General features: G+C 35.5%; 18 protein-coding genes. 5 read left to right on the top strand and 13 right to left on the bottom strand.

Annotated features, from left to right (window positions below):
• Window positions 1–29 precede the first annotated feature (29 nt).
• The 7 genes from dapD to V7124_RS00060 form a co-directional block, all read right to left on the bottom strand.
• Entirely contained in the window at window positions 30–740 is a 711-nt protein-coding gene (gene dapD, locus V7124_RS00090; protein ID WP_335410377.1) for a 2,3,4,5-tetrahydropyridine-2,6-dicarboxylate N-acetyltransferase, read from the bottom strand.
• Between the two features lie 62 nt (window positions 741–802).
• Window positions 803–1684, bottom strand: a complete 882-nt coding sequence (locus tag V7124_RS00085) for a LysR family transcriptional regulator (protein WP_335410379.1) — start codon at window positions 1682–1684, stop codon at window positions 803–805.
• A gap of 107 nt (window positions 1685–1791) precedes the next feature.
• Entirely contained in the window at window positions 1792–3300 is a 1509-nt protein-coding gene (locus tag V7124_RS00080; RefSeq protein WP_335484897.1) for an MDR family MFS transporter, read from the bottom strand.
• Window positions 3301–3392: 92 nt separating this feature from the next.
• Window positions 3393–3845 (bottom strand): cyclic-di-AMP-binding protein CbpB, encoded by a 453-nt coding sequence (gene cbpB / locus V7124_RS00075; protein ID WP_335410383.1) that lies wholly within the window; start codon window positions 3843–3845, stop codon window positions 3393–3395.
• Between the two features lie 216 nt (window positions 3846–4061).
• A complete protein-coding gene (locus tag V7124_RS00070; RefSeq protein WP_335410385.1) occupies window positions 4062–4298 on the bottom strand; it encodes a YkuJ family protein in 237 nt (78 codons plus the stop codon).
• Window positions 4299–4542: 244 nt separating this feature from the next.
• The gene (locus V7124_RS00065) at window positions 4543–4782 is read right to left on the bottom strand and encodes a hypothetical protein (protein ID WP_335410387.1); all 240 of its coding nucleotides are present in this window, start codon (window positions 4780–4782) and stop codon (window positions 4543–4545) included.
• Window positions 4783–5040: 258 nt separating this feature from the next.
• Window positions 5041–6252: an EAL-associated domain-containing protein gene (locus V7124_RS00060; RefSeq protein WP_335410389.1), complete on the bottom strand. Its 1212-nt coding sequence runs from the start codon at window positions 6250–6252 to the stop codon at window positions 5041–5043.
• Between the two features lie 257 nt (window positions 6253–6509).
• On the opposite strand from V7124_RS00060, the gene V7124_RS00055 reads away from it, so the two are divergent.
• The 4 genes from V7124_RS00055 (at window position 6510) to V7124_RS00040 (ending at window position 9699) form a co-directional block, all read left to right on the top strand.
• Entirely contained in the window at window positions 6510–7385 is an 876-nt protein-coding gene (locus V7124_RS00055; RefSeq protein WP_335484893.1) for a metallophosphoesterase, read from the top strand.
• Window positions 7386–7552: 167 nt separating this feature from the next.
• On the top strand, window positions 7553–8029 hold the full coding sequence (locus V7124_RS00050) for a YkyB family protein (RefSeq protein ID WP_335410393.1): 477 nt from the start codon (window positions 7553–7555) through the stop codon (window positions 8027–8029).
• A gap of 162 nt (window positions 8030–8191) precedes the next feature.
• The gene (locus tag V7124_RS00045) at window positions 8192–8392 is read left to right on the top strand and encodes a hypothetical protein (RefSeq protein ID WP_335410395.1); all 201 of its coding nucleotides are present in this window, start codon (window positions 8192–8194) and stop codon (window positions 8390–8392) included.
• A 143-nt stretch (window positions 8393–8535) separates the two neighbouring features.
• Complete coding sequence (locus V7124_RS00040; protein WP_335484890.1) at window positions 8536–9699, top strand: aminotransferase A; 1164 nt, start codon at window positions 8536–8538, stop codon at window positions 9697–9699.
• A 20-nt stretch (window positions 9700–9719) separates the two neighbouring features.
• Here the strand turns inward: V7124_RS00040 and V7124_RS00035 are convergent, their stop codons facing one another.
• The 6 genes from V7124_RS00035 to V7124_RS00010 form a co-directional block, all read right to left on the bottom strand.
• A complete protein-coding gene (locus V7124_RS00035; RefSeq protein ID WP_335484887.1) occupies window positions 9720–9899 on the bottom strand; it encodes a hypothetical protein in 180 nt (59 codons plus the stop codon).
• Between the two features lie 66 nt (window positions 9900–9965).
• A complete protein-coding gene (locus V7124_RS00030) occupies window positions 9966–10844 on the bottom strand; it encodes an NAD(P)-dependent oxidoreductase (RefSeq protein WP_335410402.1) in 879 nt (292 codons plus the stop codon).
• A 156-nt stretch (window positions 10845–11000) separates the two neighbouring features.
• The gene (locus tag V7124_RS00025; protein ID WP_335410405.1) at window positions 11001–11474 is read right to left on the bottom strand and encodes a hypothetical protein; all 474 of its coding nucleotides are present in this window, start codon (window positions 11472–11474) and stop codon (window positions 11001–11003) included.
• Window positions 11475–11608: 134 nt separating this feature from the next.
• A complete protein-coding gene (ptsP, locus tag V7124_RS00020) occupies window positions 11609–13321 on the bottom strand; it encodes a phosphoenolpyruvate--protein phosphotransferase (protein ID WP_335484884.1) in 1713 nt (570 codons plus the stop codon).
• Entirely contained in the window at window positions 13321–13587 is a 267-nt protein-coding gene (locus V7124_RS00015; protein ID WP_335410410.1) for a phosphocarrier protein HPr, read from the bottom strand. The genes ptsP and V7124_RS00015 overlap by 1 nt, the downstream gene beginning before the upstream one ends.
• A 267-nt stretch (window positions 13588–13854) precedes the next feature.
• Complete coding sequence (locus tag V7124_RS00010; RefSeq protein WP_335484881.1) at window positions 13855–14049, bottom strand: hypothetical protein; 195 nt, start codon at window positions 14047–14049, stop codon at window positions 13855–13857.
• 231 nt (window positions 14050–14280) lie between these two features.
• Between V7124_RS00010 and V7124_RS00005 the strand changes: the two genes are divergently transcribed.
• On the top strand, window positions 14281–14469 hold the full coding sequence (locus V7124_RS00005; RefSeq protein ID WP_090758199.1) for a YkvS family protein: 189 nt from the start codon (window positions 14281–14283) through the stop codon (window positions 14467–14469).
• The last annotated feature ends 69 nt before the right edge of the window (window positions 14470–14538 follow it).

Genomic DNA, 14538 nt, shown 5'->3' with positions numbered 1-14538 from the left:
AAATTTCCACGCTCTGCATTGTCTCATGTCTATAATTGGCGAAGTTCTTGCATGATTTCTGTTTTTGATTTTGTTTTTTCATCAATATCTTTAATTTTTTTCGCTGGAGTACCGGCTACAACTGTATACGGCGGCACATCTTTAGTAACTACTGCACCGGCAGCAACTACTGATCCTTGACCAACTCGAACACCTTCTAAAACTACAGCATTTGCGCCAATTAGCACATCATCCTCGATAATAACAGGCTGTGCGGACGGCGGTTCGATAACACCAGCCAAAACGGTACCAGCACCAATATGGCAGTTCTTACCGACTGTAGCTCTGCCCCCAAGGACAACACCCATGTCAATCATCGTTTTTTCTCCAATAACCGCTCCAATATTAATAACAGCCCCCATCATGATAACAGCATTATCACCGATTTCGACTTGGTCACGAATCGTAACACCTGGTTCGATACGAGCATTAATATGTTTCGTATTTAATAATGGAATCGCAGAATTGCGGCGATCATTTTCAACTACAAAATCTTCAATTTTTGCTTGGTTTGATTCTAGTGCTGGGTTAATATCAGCCCATTCACCAAAGATAACTCCAGTATTACCATTTATAAAGGTTTTAGTATTGCTTCCAAAGTCAATTCCTTCCAAATCACCTTTCACATAAACCTTTACGGGTGTTGATTTTTTACTATTTTGAATAAAAGAAATAATTTCGTTTGCATCCATCATTTTCATTCTATTACCTCCAAATATAATTAAAATTTACTTTACCAAACAAAGGTTTGGAATACAAGAAATTAGCTGCTTGAACTGCTATATTCTTTAATAAGGTCCACAAATGCCTGGACTTGTTTTAGTTGAAAGGAAGACTCATATGCTAATAACCATGTGTCGCGTTTAAGCGCATCACCATTTTCATCAAGTAACGGAACTTTATAAATTTCTTTTTCTGTGTTATTTAACGTAATGCCTGGTAAAATGGAATATCCTAAACCATTAAAGGTTAATTGCTTACACGTTTCAATTTGGTCAACAACAATGGTCCTTTTTGGTGATGTTTTAAATTGGCGCATCCACCAATCCTGGATTTCTTGATAATAATTAGAATCACTTTTAAATTGGATAAATGGCCTATCCGTTTCCAATAGCTGTTCAGGTCTTGTAATGTCGCGATCAACCAAATAGAGGGGGTCGCTGAATAGTTTAATTTTTACCCCTTTCCAATCTGGCATTCCCCGAATTATACCGATATGTACCTGATCATCATATAAGCTTTTTAAGATTTCACTGCTCCAGCCAGTAATGAGTGAAATTTTTGCTTGGGGATAAGTATCACTAAACTTTTTTAAAACCGGCGGCAGCCAATTTTGACCAACGATTGAAGCAACAGCAATTTTCAACGTTCCTGCTACTCCAGATTGAAGTGAGTGTATCGCCTCTCGAACCTTTTCTTCTTTACCCAGAACGTCATTTACAAATTGGATAACAAGCTCTCCTGCCGGGGTAAGTGCCAATCCTTTTTGGGAGCGTATAAATATTTTTGTTCCCCACTCTTTTTCAATTGTTTGTAACCGTTGGGATAGAGCCGGTTGTGAGACAAAAAGCCGCTCAGATGATTTACGCATATTCATTTCTTGAGCTAAAACAGATAATAAGTGAAATTCAGAAATTGAAGACAAAGCCATCCACCTTTTTGCATTAATTAACTTCCGCCTAACTTATTATATAAAGTAAATGAAAACTTTTCATTACTAAGCTATAGATTTGAAAAAATTAGCTCTACCCATTACGCAGAGCCTTGTTCTTTTTTGGGTATGAAAGAAATTAGAACTAAACTAAGTAAAGCAAACATAAGAACGACATAATATACCCAATGGAGTGATTGAGTCAGCCCCTCCTGTAGCAATTCCCGTCCTGCTTCAGATAAATGGGATTGCTCATTGTCCTTTAATAAAAGGTTTGCTGAATCCACTGTTAGTTTTTCTGTCAAGTTACTCGCATTTTCACTTAGATATTTGCCTAGCCGATTATTAAGAATACCTCCAAGTAATGCTGCACCAATTGTGTTTCCAAGGTTACGCATAAACATATTGGAGGCAGTTGCAATTCCTCTTTGCTGCCAGCTTACCGTACTTTGAATGGACACAATAAAAGCGGTTGATGTTATTCCCATGCCAAACCCCACAATAAAGGATCCTAAAGCAGCCCAGAGAGGTCCTATAGAAGCAGTCATGGTCACAAATACAACACTGCCGATAACTAAAGCAGCACCTCCAATAAGTAAGCTCTTACGATATCCCATTGAAAGAATCATTTTTCCAGAAATCACCGATGCAATTGGCCAGCCAATTGACATGGTTGTTAAGGTGAACCCTGCAACTATCGGTGTTTGTTCCATTACCCCCTGAACAAATGTGGGGAGAAAACTCGAGATTCCTATTAACATAATCCCTGTCGTTAAAGAAGTAATATTTGCGACAAAAATAGACCGTTCCCTCCAAATATTAAAAGGCATAACAGGTTCTTTTGCACGGCTTTCCTGATAAACAAATATACAAATTGTAACAATAAAAAGAACCATCAGGCTTAGTATTTGCCAGGAGCCCCAAGACCATCGTCCACCACCCTCAACAAGCAGCAACATTAATGATGAAACAGACACCGTTAGTAAAAATGCCCCTATGTAATCAATTTCATGTTTTTTCTTTTCAACTTTTTCGCGCAAGAAAATTCCTAGACCAATTAAAGAAAGAATACCAAGTGGGATATTTAACCAAAAAACAAATTTCCAGCTTACATATTGAACTAATAATCCCCCCACGGCGGGTCCCGTTACAGCAGAGATTCCCCAAACGCTTGCTAGATATCCCTGAACTTTTGCTCGTTCCTCCCCCGGGTATATATCGCCAACAATCGTAGTCGCAATTGGTGTAACAGCGCCAGCACCAAACCCCTGGATTAATCGGAAAATAATCAATGATTCCATTGATGTTGCAAAGCCGCAAAGAATGGACCCAATTAAAAATACAATGATTCCAAAAAAGAGAATAGGCTTTCTGCCAAAAAGGTCAGATAGTTTACCATAAATAAGGACTGTTACCGCATTCATTAATAAATATGCAGAAAAAACCCAGCTGTATAGAGTAAACCCTCCTAAGTCAGCGACAATAGCTGGCATGGCGGTTGAAACAATCGTGGCTTCAATTGCACCCATAAACATCGCAAGCATTACTGCAGCTAAGACGAGCGGTCTATTTGTTTGCCTTTTTTTAGATTTAGAATTTGAACCAGCCATTTTTACACCTCGAATATATTATAAAGTCTGTGTTCGTAACGATTGTTTAAGAAAAGAGCCATAATAAAATAATACAGCCCCCTACTGGGAGCCTATTTATCACTTTTATTCATCTTGTTTACATCCAAATTTAATTGCATTAACACCGTACTCCTTGGCAATATCCCTTCAAAATAACCATCTTCTGTATCAACACAAAGAAAAGGATGGTTTACTAAGAGTCTAAGACAAGTTCTAATGGAAGCCGTTATTTTTACTCGTGGAACAGAAACATTCATTACTTCTTCCACTCTTTTTTTTTCGAGTTGCTCAAATTCAATTCTTTCCATTCCAAGAATCGAGTCCATGATAATGGGCGTACTAATCAAGCCATGTAGTTTATATTGGGGATCAAGCACAGGGATTGCTGTATATCCACTTTTCGTTAAAACCAGCAAAGCATGTTCAAGATTATTGCCGACTTGCACGTGAGCAACACGTTCAGAAGGAATCAATAATTTCCGAATATCTATTTCTAAAAATTCACCACTGTGAAGACTAATCATCGCCGAAAACTCCTCAATGTTTGTTTTACCACATGTATATTCTACCATAGTTTTCAGAGAACTGGTTTTTTTTATAAAGGCTCTTTTCTTAAACTTTGTTGCTTTTTGTATCAAAATTTAATGATTAACAACAATCGTTACGAAAACAGCCTTTATGAAAAACGTAAAATATCAGTGACGACAGGACTTAAAAAAGATAGGAACCGTAAACGGTTCCTACTGAATTAGATCAAATATTTCGATTGTAATCATGTCTACATTATCAAATTGATAACGTTTTGGTTTTTCCTTGTCATTATATATTTCTAATTCAAATGTTTCTGTTTTTGGATGAAATGTTACTTGACACTTTCTTTCGCCATTCACTTCGAAATAGCGTTGTGCCGGTTCTCCTCCATTGGATTGTTCCTGAAGGTTTTTTAAGCGTGTTAATATACCTTGAAGCTGTGACATATGCTCCGTCTCCTTTCAAACACAAGCAAGCTTTCTACTGTTATGTTTCTCTTTTGACATATTTCTATCCTAATGGATTTTTTCCAATACTGAATATGCCAATATTAAAAGAATAAGTTAACATACGGCATTTGTCCAAATAAAAATGAATAAAATGGGAAGTTTTTTTCAAAAATGATGATAAACTTTCTCTAAGAAAGACTTAGGTATATATCAAATAAAAAAATAGGCCTTCATTGAGGCCCTATTGTAAAAAGGTTATTGCTATAAAAAGGACGATAAAAAGTACTAAAGCAAAAAATATTCCATATGACAAAAAAATTGGATTGCTCAGATAAACATGTTTTTGTATCGGTTTAGGAATTTTTGTATCCATTTCTCCCTCAACCGCTTTTTGTTGTCTGCCAACTGACCAAGTATATATAAGCGCAACTGCAAGAATACCAACAATAACGATTGAGAGTGCATTAACAAATAAAGTCATGAGCGATTTCTCCTTCATCAAGTTACAATTAGGCTCTTTTCTTAAACTTTGTTATTTTTTGAAACAAAAATAAATGATTGTGCTGTGCTTCCGCAGAATTCAGCAAAAATTTAATAAGAAAAGAGCTTGCAAACAAAATTCAAAGAAGCAAAATAACTATTGCCACGTTAAAATCGGCTTTAAGATTTTAACAACAATCGTTACGAAAACAGCCTACAATTAAAATTCCACTCGATGAACTATTCTATACTTAACAGGTCATAATAATTGGTCATTCTCAAATAAATACTGATAGGCAATATCTATAAACAAATAGTCATTTCCGTTAATTGGAATAGAGAATGTGCGAATGGACTCACCTGTCTCAATATCACTATATAAATCAGATAATATTCCCTTACCCTCATTCCTCATTTTAAAAATATTTTCTAAAAAATAGGGACGCCAGCTCCAATTTTTCCCGATATATTTCATTTGGGTAGACCAGCCACTTTCCCCCTTAAAAATATTCGAAGATTTTTGAAAGCCATCTTCATCACATACATACATTCTGAAAGCAATTTGATCCATTTCTTTTATGAGTGAGACGAATAACTCTTCAAAGTTTGCCTTCTTATTCTTTCCTAAAATATCTTGAACTTTATTTTGAAAAAATTCTGCAGCTGAATAAATGGCTACCAGTTTCCTTTTCTCATAGGCGATAAAGTCATGGAATTTTTCCTTTAACCGCTCTTTTTGTAATTCCCGATCAATAAATTCTGATCCCGGAGATTGAAGATAGTAACCTTGATAATATCTCCCGCCATTTTTCCAAGCAAATTGAAGCTGGTAACTCATTTCTATATTCTCAAAAAGTAATGTGGCACCAATTTTCCTTGCTAATAAAGACAGTGAAAATAATAAATCTGTATAATTAACAGAAATTGCATTTGATTTTAATGCATGTAAATTAATTTTAATAATTTCAGGATTTAACTGACTAATTCGTTCAAGAAAATTTGAATCACTATCTATACTTGCAATTGCAACTTTAATTCCATATGTCCGGTAATATTGTAGTAAATGATCTAATTGAGAAAAATCACCCTTATAATTGCCCTTAGAGATTTCAAGAACAATTCGCTTTAAGTTCAATCCCCTTTTTTCAAAAGCCAAGAGTTCATGTAGAAATGGCTCTCCATGCCGAAACATGAGTAGATCGGCGTCACGATTCAAATAGATACTGACATCATCTTCTAGCTCGAATGCGAGTTCTAGAGCTTTTTTAACTAATAATAGATCAACTTCATACTTATATTCCTCTGGAATTTGATCATCAAGGAAAAAATTGCCCAAACTGATGATATTACCTTCTGCACGGTATCTACCTAAAACTTCATAAGCAATGACTCGCTGCTCATCGGCACTAAAAATTGGTTGAAAATAAGGAATGACATTTTCAAGATCCGTTAGGATATCCAATGCATCCATTCAAGTACCCTCCGCAAAAAAGATTTTCCTCATTATACCATACCCTTATTTACAATACGCTTAGTAAGGATAACTTGTTCTTTTCCAATAGGATTGTTGTATTTTTTACCCATTTTTGAATATGAACTATTGTATACCTTTTATAGAAAATTTTTCTATGGCATATCACTTGCAAAACAAACCATAATTAAAGAAAATACAAGATGACTCATTATTTTACAAAGATAAAAAAACGGAGATAGGTTGGTTGATGAATAATGCCCCAAAAAATGAAAAGGAGAACTTTTTTAAAAAGTACAATTGGTACAGTTCTCACTGTTCTCGGTCTTGGTTCAGGCGGTTACTTCTATGCCAATCGAATTGAACCTTCATTACTTGAAATAAATAATATTGATATCAAACATTCATTAATACCCAGTAGCTTTACCGGAGTGAAAATTGTCCAATTTAGCGATACTCACCTGGGCTTTCATTATACTCTAAACCAATTAGAAAAATTAGTTAACAAAATCAATCACTTGCAGCCTGATTTAATTTTTTTTACAGGTGATTTATTGGACGAACCCAATAAATATAATGAAATAAATAAAATTGCTCCAATTTTACAGAATTTAAAGGCAACAATGGGTAAATATTGTATTTATGGCAATCATGACCACGGTGGTTATGGTTCTGAGATCTATAAAAACGTTATGGAACTATCTAACTTTACTGTCCTGCTAAATGAATCCATACTTATCAAACAAAAAGATGGAAGTACTATATCACTTCTGGGAATAGATGATCGAATGCTTGGAAAACCTGATTTAGAACATGCAATGAAACAGGTTCCTGAAGACTCGTTTAAACTTCTCTTGTCACATGCACCGGATATTGCGGATGAGGCCCAGACCTATCAAATCCATTGGCAGTTAAGTGGCCATAGCCATGGAGGTCAGGTAAAAATACCTTTTGTAGGTGCACTCGTAATCCCTCCTTTTGCACAAAATTACCCTGAAGGTTATTATTCCATTGGTGAAAGTAACCCATTGGAATTGTATGTAAATAGAGGGATTGGTACAACCAGGCTCCCTTTTCGTTTTATGGCAAAACCGGAATTAACAGTATTTACATTGTTATCATCAGCAAATTAAAAATTCCTTGCCATTTTTGATAAGGATTTTTTAATTTTTTGATACCATTTCTACAATAATGTTTTTACTTTCTTTAATTTCTATTTTACAATAAAATAATAATATATGACTTGGTCACTATAGTTGGTTAACATTAAGGTCGATACACATAGGAAGGAGAACATATTTTGACTTATGAAGAAAAACACCCCTATTCAAAAGGTAAGCTAACAATCGATAACCTCTCACAAGCTCTCTTTATTGTTAATCGCCATGCAAAAACAGCTCCAAACCCCAAATATTTGTACAAATTAAAGCATGAATCATTAAAGAAATTAGTAGAAGAAGGAAAGGCAAAAAAAATAGGACTTCATTTTTCGGAAAATCCTCGGAACAGTAAACAGCAATCGGATGTCCTCGTCGAATGTGGCGCTTATACTTTTCATATACCACCCACAAAATCTGATTTTGCAGAACTTCCTCATTTGGGGAAATTGGATGGAAATGTTAGAAATCCAAAAACATCACTTTCACTTAGCCAAGCTAAAAACGTATTACAGACATACACTGGGATTAGGGAAATCGAACAACCACCTTCAAACCCACGAAATAACCGTCCATACCAAAAACCAATTTTCAAAAAGCTAGGAGAAAGATATACCTAAAGTGGCCAGTCATACTGGCTCTTTTACGTTTTTCCCTATACATATTTTTGCTATGGATATTTGTTAATTTTGTGAATTCTTTCACTAGGTATAGACCCTTTTAATCTTCAAGCTTACAATAGAAACATAGGAAGAATAAATCATAAAAGAGGTGCCTTAGCCATGAAAGGAACAGCGATTCTTTTTCAGGAAAAGAGTATTACATTTATTGAAGATGTTGAACAAACCGTATTCGAAGAAATTAAAGATCAATGTGGCTGTGATCAATGCAGCTGCAAGCTAAATAATAAAATCGTTACTTTTGGTTCCGTTTCTCCAGTTTTCTGGCATGAAGATGAAATTGATTGGGACTATGGTTATTGAGTTTCATTAAAATTTTATAAAATCCACCTGAAACAGCCTGAATGAATTCCAGGCTGTTTTTACATGCTTCTCTTTTGTGGAATATTTCTATAAATCTGTTTATAATCAGAGTATTCATGAAAGCAACGGAAGGATGAACATGGGTGGAACATTTAATTAATTCTAAGGTTCAAAATATAGAAGTTTCAGGTATAAGAAAATTTTATAATATGGTTTCTCATATCGACGATGTCATTTCTCTAACAATTGGGCAGCCTGATTTTCACACACCAGAGCATATAAAGAAAGCTGGCATTAAAGCAATTGAGGATAATTTTACTTCCTATACACCTAATGCGGGTATCAGCGAATTACGTGTCGCGGCATGCCATTTTGTTTCCCAAAAATATGGTCTTAGCTATAACCCAGAATCAGAAGTCATCGTCACAATGGGAGCAAGTGAAGCTATTGATATTTCCTTTAGGACGATATTAACCGAGGGTACCGAAGTAATTTTACCAGGGCCAATTTATCCAGGCTATGAACCCATTATTCGAATGTGCGGCGCCGTTCCCATTCATGTCGATATAAGGAATAATCAGTTCCGATTTAATTTAGAAATGATAAAACCTTATATTACGGATCAAACTCGCTGTATTGTATTGCCCTATCCCTCCAATCCAACGGGAGTAAGTTTAACAGATTTCGAGTTAAAGGAAATCGCAGAGTATTTGCAGGACCGTGATATATTTGTACTTGCTGATGAGATTTACAGCGAATTAATTTATGAACAGCCTCATACTTCAATCGCTTCTTTTCTGAAGGAGAAAACAATTGTAATTAATGGATTATCAAAATCTCATGCAATGACTGGCTGGCGAATTGGTTTCCTATTCGCACCTGAGAATATCACTAAGCACATCTTAAAGGTACATCAATACAATGTATCGTGTGCGAATTCGGTGGCTCAGAAAGCAGCTCTAGCTGCCTTAACAGCGGGAATGGATGATGCCCTCCCGATGAAGATGGAATACAGCCAAAGGCGTGACTATGTTTATAATCGTCTAACCGAAATGGGACTTAATGTGGTCAAGCCAGATGGCGCCTTTTATTTCTTTGTAAAAATTCCCGATTCAATGAATTTAAACAGTTTAGAATTTGCTCTTGAGATGGTTCATCAAGCAAAGGTAGCTGTGGTCCCGGGAAGTGCTTTCTCTAATTATGGCGAAGGTTACTTTAGATTATCGTTTGCTTGCTCACTCGAAACGTTAGAAAAGGGATTAAATCGAATGGAACAATATCTAAACATAAAAAACCCTCACTCCTAAACGTGAGGGTTTAAATGATGTTATTGTCCTTCGTATTTACCGTTATTTTTAGATGTTTTTTCTTTTTTTGCTTTATCCTTATGAATCTTATTGGTTGCTGCTGAACCCATTTCATGAGCGAATTCTTCATTTAAAACAGCAGAATCAAAACCCTTTTTGTTTTTTTGCTGGGGATCATTCTTTTTCGTTCGTTTTGCCATTAAAATTCCTCCTAATTTTACTTCTATCCTAGTTTTTGAAACCAGGAGGAATTTATACGATTCGTATCAGGACTTCCAATATTTATATAGAGCCTGGGTGCCACTATTTTCTTCACCCATTTCAACGAGTTGATCATAAAGAGATTTTGCCAAAGCTAAACCTGGAACCTTCATTTCCATGTGCTCTGCTTCATCTAGAGCAATTTTCATATCCTTAATGAAATGCTTTATGTAAAAACCTGGTTCAAAATTCCCATTAAGCATTCTTGGAGCAAGATTACTTAATGACCAGCTTCCTGCCGCACCAGTGGTTATACTTTTTAAAACTGATTCTGGATTTAATCCTGCCTTTTCAGCGTATATAACAGCCTCACAAACCCCAATCATATTCGAAGCAATAGCAATCTGATTGCACATTTTTGTATGCTGTCCCGCTCCAGCTGCTCCTTGATACACAATATTTGTTCCCAACAGGTTTAATATTGGTTTTATTGATTCGAAATCTTCTTTCACACCGCCAACCATAATCGACAGCTTGGCTTCCTTAGCACCTACATCCCCGCCGGAGACGGGTGCATCAATCGTATGAATCCCTTTATCCCTCGCAGCTTCAAAAATCTTCATTGCAAGTGATGGTGCTGATGTCGTCATATCGATTAAGAAGCTCCCTGGTTGACCATTCGTAACAAGTCCATTTTCTCCTAAATAAATTTCTTCCACATCAGAAGGATAGCCAACCATTGTAATAATAACATGGGCCTTTTCCGCCATTTCTTTTGGCGTTTCAATCCATTCTGCTCCTTTTTCTAAGAGTTCACCTGCTTTTTCCTTTGTTCTTGAATATACAATAAGTTGATAACCTGCTGACAATAAATGTCCTGCCATACTTTTTCCCATAACACCGGTTCCAATAAATCCAATGACTGTATTTTCTGGTGTAAACAAAATAATCAACCCCCCCGAAATTTTATTTGATCCTCTCTATTATATAATTATTGACGCAAAAAAACCGGAACAAAGTACTTTCCGGTTATCGTGCTCAATCTCCAATTAATGCACCCTTATAGTTTCTCCTAAATAAAATCAGATTAAACTATAAATTTAAAGCTCTGACGAAAAGTTAGTTAAGTAAACACGGCCAAACACTTCTTGATTATTGTATATTTCAATAGAAACCGCATTATTTTTTTCAATCATATTCTGTAATTCATGTATGTGTAAATCTTCTTTTAAGGGAATCGGATCCATAAAAATATATTTTTCACTTTTACCCTTTACCTCTAAATACTCACCATTTAGAACTTGTTCTTCACCATAAATAATTTCTCGTTTGCCAATTGCCTCGGCTAATTGATCATCATGAATCGTAACCTTCACTTTATATAATTCTTGTCTTTCTAAAATCTCATTATTAATTCTAAAGCGAAATTGAAGTTCGTTATTTTTTGTCAACAGGGCATCTGCGTACCGGTTCACAATTAATTCTTTTGAAAGTGGCAATCCACATCCTGTAAGTGTTGTTCCTATAAGAATCATACTTACTAAAGCAAAAACGATTTTTATACTTCTCTGCATCATTGAACACTCCTTTATGTTTTTACCTTAACCAAATACAATTGGTAATAAACGTAAATTGAGGTTGATTAGTGGAAGAATCACTGTGTTGTAAAATAGAAAAAAGGACAGAATGTTCTGTCCCTCTAATAACCTTATTTTGTAGCAGCGTTAACGGCTTCAATTACTTGAGCAGTTGTTTGCATATTTAAAACTTGTTTGGCTAGATTCTCCATTTCAACTTTGTTTAACTTCTTAATTTGTGAACGTGCTTTTAAAATTGACGTTGCACTCATAGAAAATTCATCTAACCCAAGACCAAGAAGAAGTGGAATCGCCGTTTCATCTCCTGCCATCTCACCGCACATCCCTGCCCATTTTCCTTCAGCATGAGCAGCATCAATAACCATCTTCACTAACCGTAGAATTGATGGACTATAGGGCTGGTACAGATAGGATACACGTTGATTCATACGGTCTGCGGCCATAGTATATTGGATTAAATCATTTGTACCAATACTAAAGAAATCTACTTCTTTAGCAAATTGGTCAGCTAAAACAGCCGTTGATGGGATTTCGACCATTATTCCTAGTTCAATGCTATCCGAAACCTTTTGACCAGAGGCATTAAGTTTTTGTTTTTCATCTTCAAGGATAGCCTTAGCTTCACGAAATTCATCCAATGTTGCAATCATCGGGAACATAATTTTTAAGTTACCATATATGCTTGCACGAAGAAGCGCACGGAGCTGGGTACGGAAAATATCCTGCTCCTCCAAACATAAACGAATAGCTCGGAATCCTAAAAATGGATTAAGCTCTTTTGGTAATTGAAGATATGGAAGCTCTTTGTCGCCGCCAATGTCTAATGTACGAACCACAACTGGCTTATCCTTCATTCCTTCTAAAACAGCTTTATAAGCCTCAAATTGCTCTTCTTCAGTAGGAAGCTGATCTCTCCCCATGTAAAGGAATTCGGTTCGGTATAAACCTACTCCCTCTCCACCATTTTCGATTACACCCTTAAGATCATTAGGAGTACCGATATTAGCAGCTAATTCAACATGATGGTCATCAGCTGATAGTGTTTTTTCATTAACAAGCTTTGCCCATTCAGACTTTTGGGCCTCAAATTGCTGATGTATGTTACGGTATTCTTCGACAAGTTCAGGGGTCGGGTTAATATGTACCTCACCTTTAAGACCATCGACAATAACAAGGTCCCCATTGGTTATTTCTTCTGTTGCTGTTTTAGTCCCTACAACAGCTGGAATTTCCATAGAACGTGCCATAATCGCTGAATGGGATGTACGGCCACCAATGTCAGTGGTAAATCCTAAAACGTATTGACGGTTTAATTGAGCAGTATCAGAAGGGGTTAAATCCTCTGCCACAATGATCACTTCTTCCGCAATCATACTTGGATTTACCAGTTGTACGCCTAGTAAATGTGACAAAATACGTTTTGTTACATCTCGAATATCTGCTGCTCGTTCTTTCATATACTCATTATCCATTTGTTCGAACATCGAAACAAACATATCAGCCGTTTCTTTTAATGCAGCCTCTGCATTAACTTTTTCTGACTGAATTTTATCTACAATCGGTCCATTTAACTCTGGATCAGTCAAAACAAGCAAGTGTGCTTCAAAGATAGCGGCTTTATCGGCACCAAGTTCGATTTTTGCACTGTCACGAATTGCTTCCAATTCTACTTTAGATTTCTCTATTGCTGTCTTAAATCGATTTACCTCAGAGGTTATGTCTTCTACTGTATGTTTTTCAAACGATAAATTCGGTTCTACTAAACGATATGCTTTTGCAATGGCAATGCCATTAGATGCAGCAATTCCCTGTAAAAAAGTCATTACTCAGCCAGGCCTTCTTTTTTCAATAGTTCATCAAGACTTCTTATAGCTTCTTCACTGTCACTGCCTTCTGCACTGATTGAAATATCAGCACCTTGTCCAATTCCTAAAGACATAACACCCATAATTGATTTTAAATTAACTTTTTTACCTTTATATTCTAAATTGATTTCTGAATCAAATCTGCTTGCTGTTTGTACTAGTAGTGTTGCAGGTCTAGCGTGAATCCCTGTATCAGCTGTTACTTTAAATTGTTTTTCTGCCATGTTAAATCAAACTCCTTCTCATTAATGTAAAAAGAAACGGGCAAGTACATAACTAACCTTTTATACTGAACTAATTGTTATATTTTCTCCAATTAGATACGAAGTATGTAAACTGCCAGCTTCATTTTATTTAGAACTACATACTTTGCTAGGATACCATTTTCAATAAATACAGACAACCTATAACTCTTAATGAAAGCGCATTATAAAATCAACATTTCATTTTTTCGAGAAAATTTACTAATCCGTCAAAATTTCCATCAATTTTCAGCTTCTCGGTTCATCTAAGTATTGATATAACACATCGCCGCCCCGCTGCCCAATACCACGAAAATGTTTAAAGTCATCCCTTTTGACAAGAAATTGGCGAAATTCCATAAAATCCTCCTTCTTTACATAGTATTCTGTTAGCTTACCTGTTTTTAAATTTTCCAAAATTTCATTAATGTTCTGTTCATTCATACCACTGCACCACCTTTATTTACATTTTATTATAAGTGAAAAAAATAGTCGTAACTAAATTTAACTATTTTCGAGAAAATCTTTCAATTTTGCAACCGATTACATTTTTTCTCATATTTTTTATAGAATTAACATAATTGTCTAATAAAAACCTTTACGAATCATTAAAAGTAGTGCAAACTGTTATGTAAATAAATATATATAGTTTGTCAAGCAAAGGAGAGAGACTAGTTGAAAAAAGCAGAAGTAGGAAATATCATTGAATTCCGTGGCGGATTAAAAGGGATTGTTGAAAAGGTAAATGAAAACTCTGTAATAGTCGACCTAACATTAATGGATAATTATCGAGATTTAGAATTGGATCAGCGTACGGTTGTTAATCATAAAAATTATAAGATAGTAAAAGAAAGCGCTTATTAATTTAATAGTTTTGTAGAAAAGGCAGCGATTTGCTGCCTTTTTGTTTGGCTTTTAAACTTGGCTGTTGAT

The sequence above is a fragment of the Neobacillus niacini genome (assembly GCF_036961885.1).
In the GTDB taxonomy this organism is placed as follows: domain Bacteria; phylum Bacillota; class Bacilli; order Bacillales; family Cytobacillaceae; genus Neobacillus; species Neobacillus niacini_H.
The sequence above is the reverse complement of the archived record's forward strand: the minus strand, read 5'-3'. Positions and strand labels throughout refer to the sequence as shown.

Coding starts and splice junctions, on each gene's coding strand:
- V7124_RS00065 (WP_335410387.1), bottom strand. CDS start 4,782: ATGACTTTATTTGTTAATGCACTCTCAATCGTTATTGTTGGTATTCTT.
- V7124_RS00015 (WP_335410410.1), bottom strand. CDS start 13,587: ATGGCAGAAAAACAATTTAAAGTAACAGCTGATACAGGGATTCACGCT.
- V7124_RS00070 (WP_335410385.1), bottom strand. CDS start 4,298: ATGTCACAGCTTCAAGGTATATTAACACGCTTAAAAAACCTTCAGGAA.
- V7124_RS00035 (WP_335484887.1), bottom strand. CDS start 9,899: ATGGCAAAACGAACGAAAAAGAATGATCCCCAGCAAAAAAACAAAAAG.
- dapD (WP_335410377.1), bottom strand. CDS start 740: ATGAAAATGATGGATGCAAACGAAATTATTTCTTTTATTCAAAATAGT.
- cbpB (WP_335410383.1), bottom strand. CDS start 3,845: ATGATTAGTCTTCACAGTGGTGAATTTTTAGAAATAGATATTCGGAAA.
- V7124_RS00055 (WP_335484893.1), top strand. CDS start 6,510: ATGCCCCAAAAAATGAAAAGGAGAACTTTTTTAAAAAGTACAATTGGT.
- V7124_RS00025 (WP_335410405.1), bottom strand. CDS start 11,474: ATGCAGAGAAGTATAAAAATCGTTTTTGCTTTAGTAAGTATGATTCTT.
- V7124_RS00060 (WP_335410389.1), bottom strand. CDS start 6,252: ATGGATGCATTGGATATCCTAACGGATCTTGAAAATGTCATTCCTTAT.
- V7124_RS00080 (WP_335484897.1), bottom strand. CDS start 3,300: ATGGCTGGTTCAAATTCTAAATCTAAAAAAAGGCAAACAAATAGACCG.
- ptsP (WP_335484884.1), bottom strand. CDS start 13,321: ATGACTTTTTTACAGGGAATTGCTGCATCTAATGGCATTGCCATTGCA.
- V7124_RS00010 (WP_335484881.1), bottom strand. CDS start 14,049: ATGAATGAACAGAACATTAATGAAATTTTGGAAAATTTAAAAACAGGT.
- V7124_RS00045 (WP_335410395.1), top strand. CDS start 8,192: ATGAAAGGAACAGCGATTCTTTTTCAGGAAAAGAGTATTACATTTATT.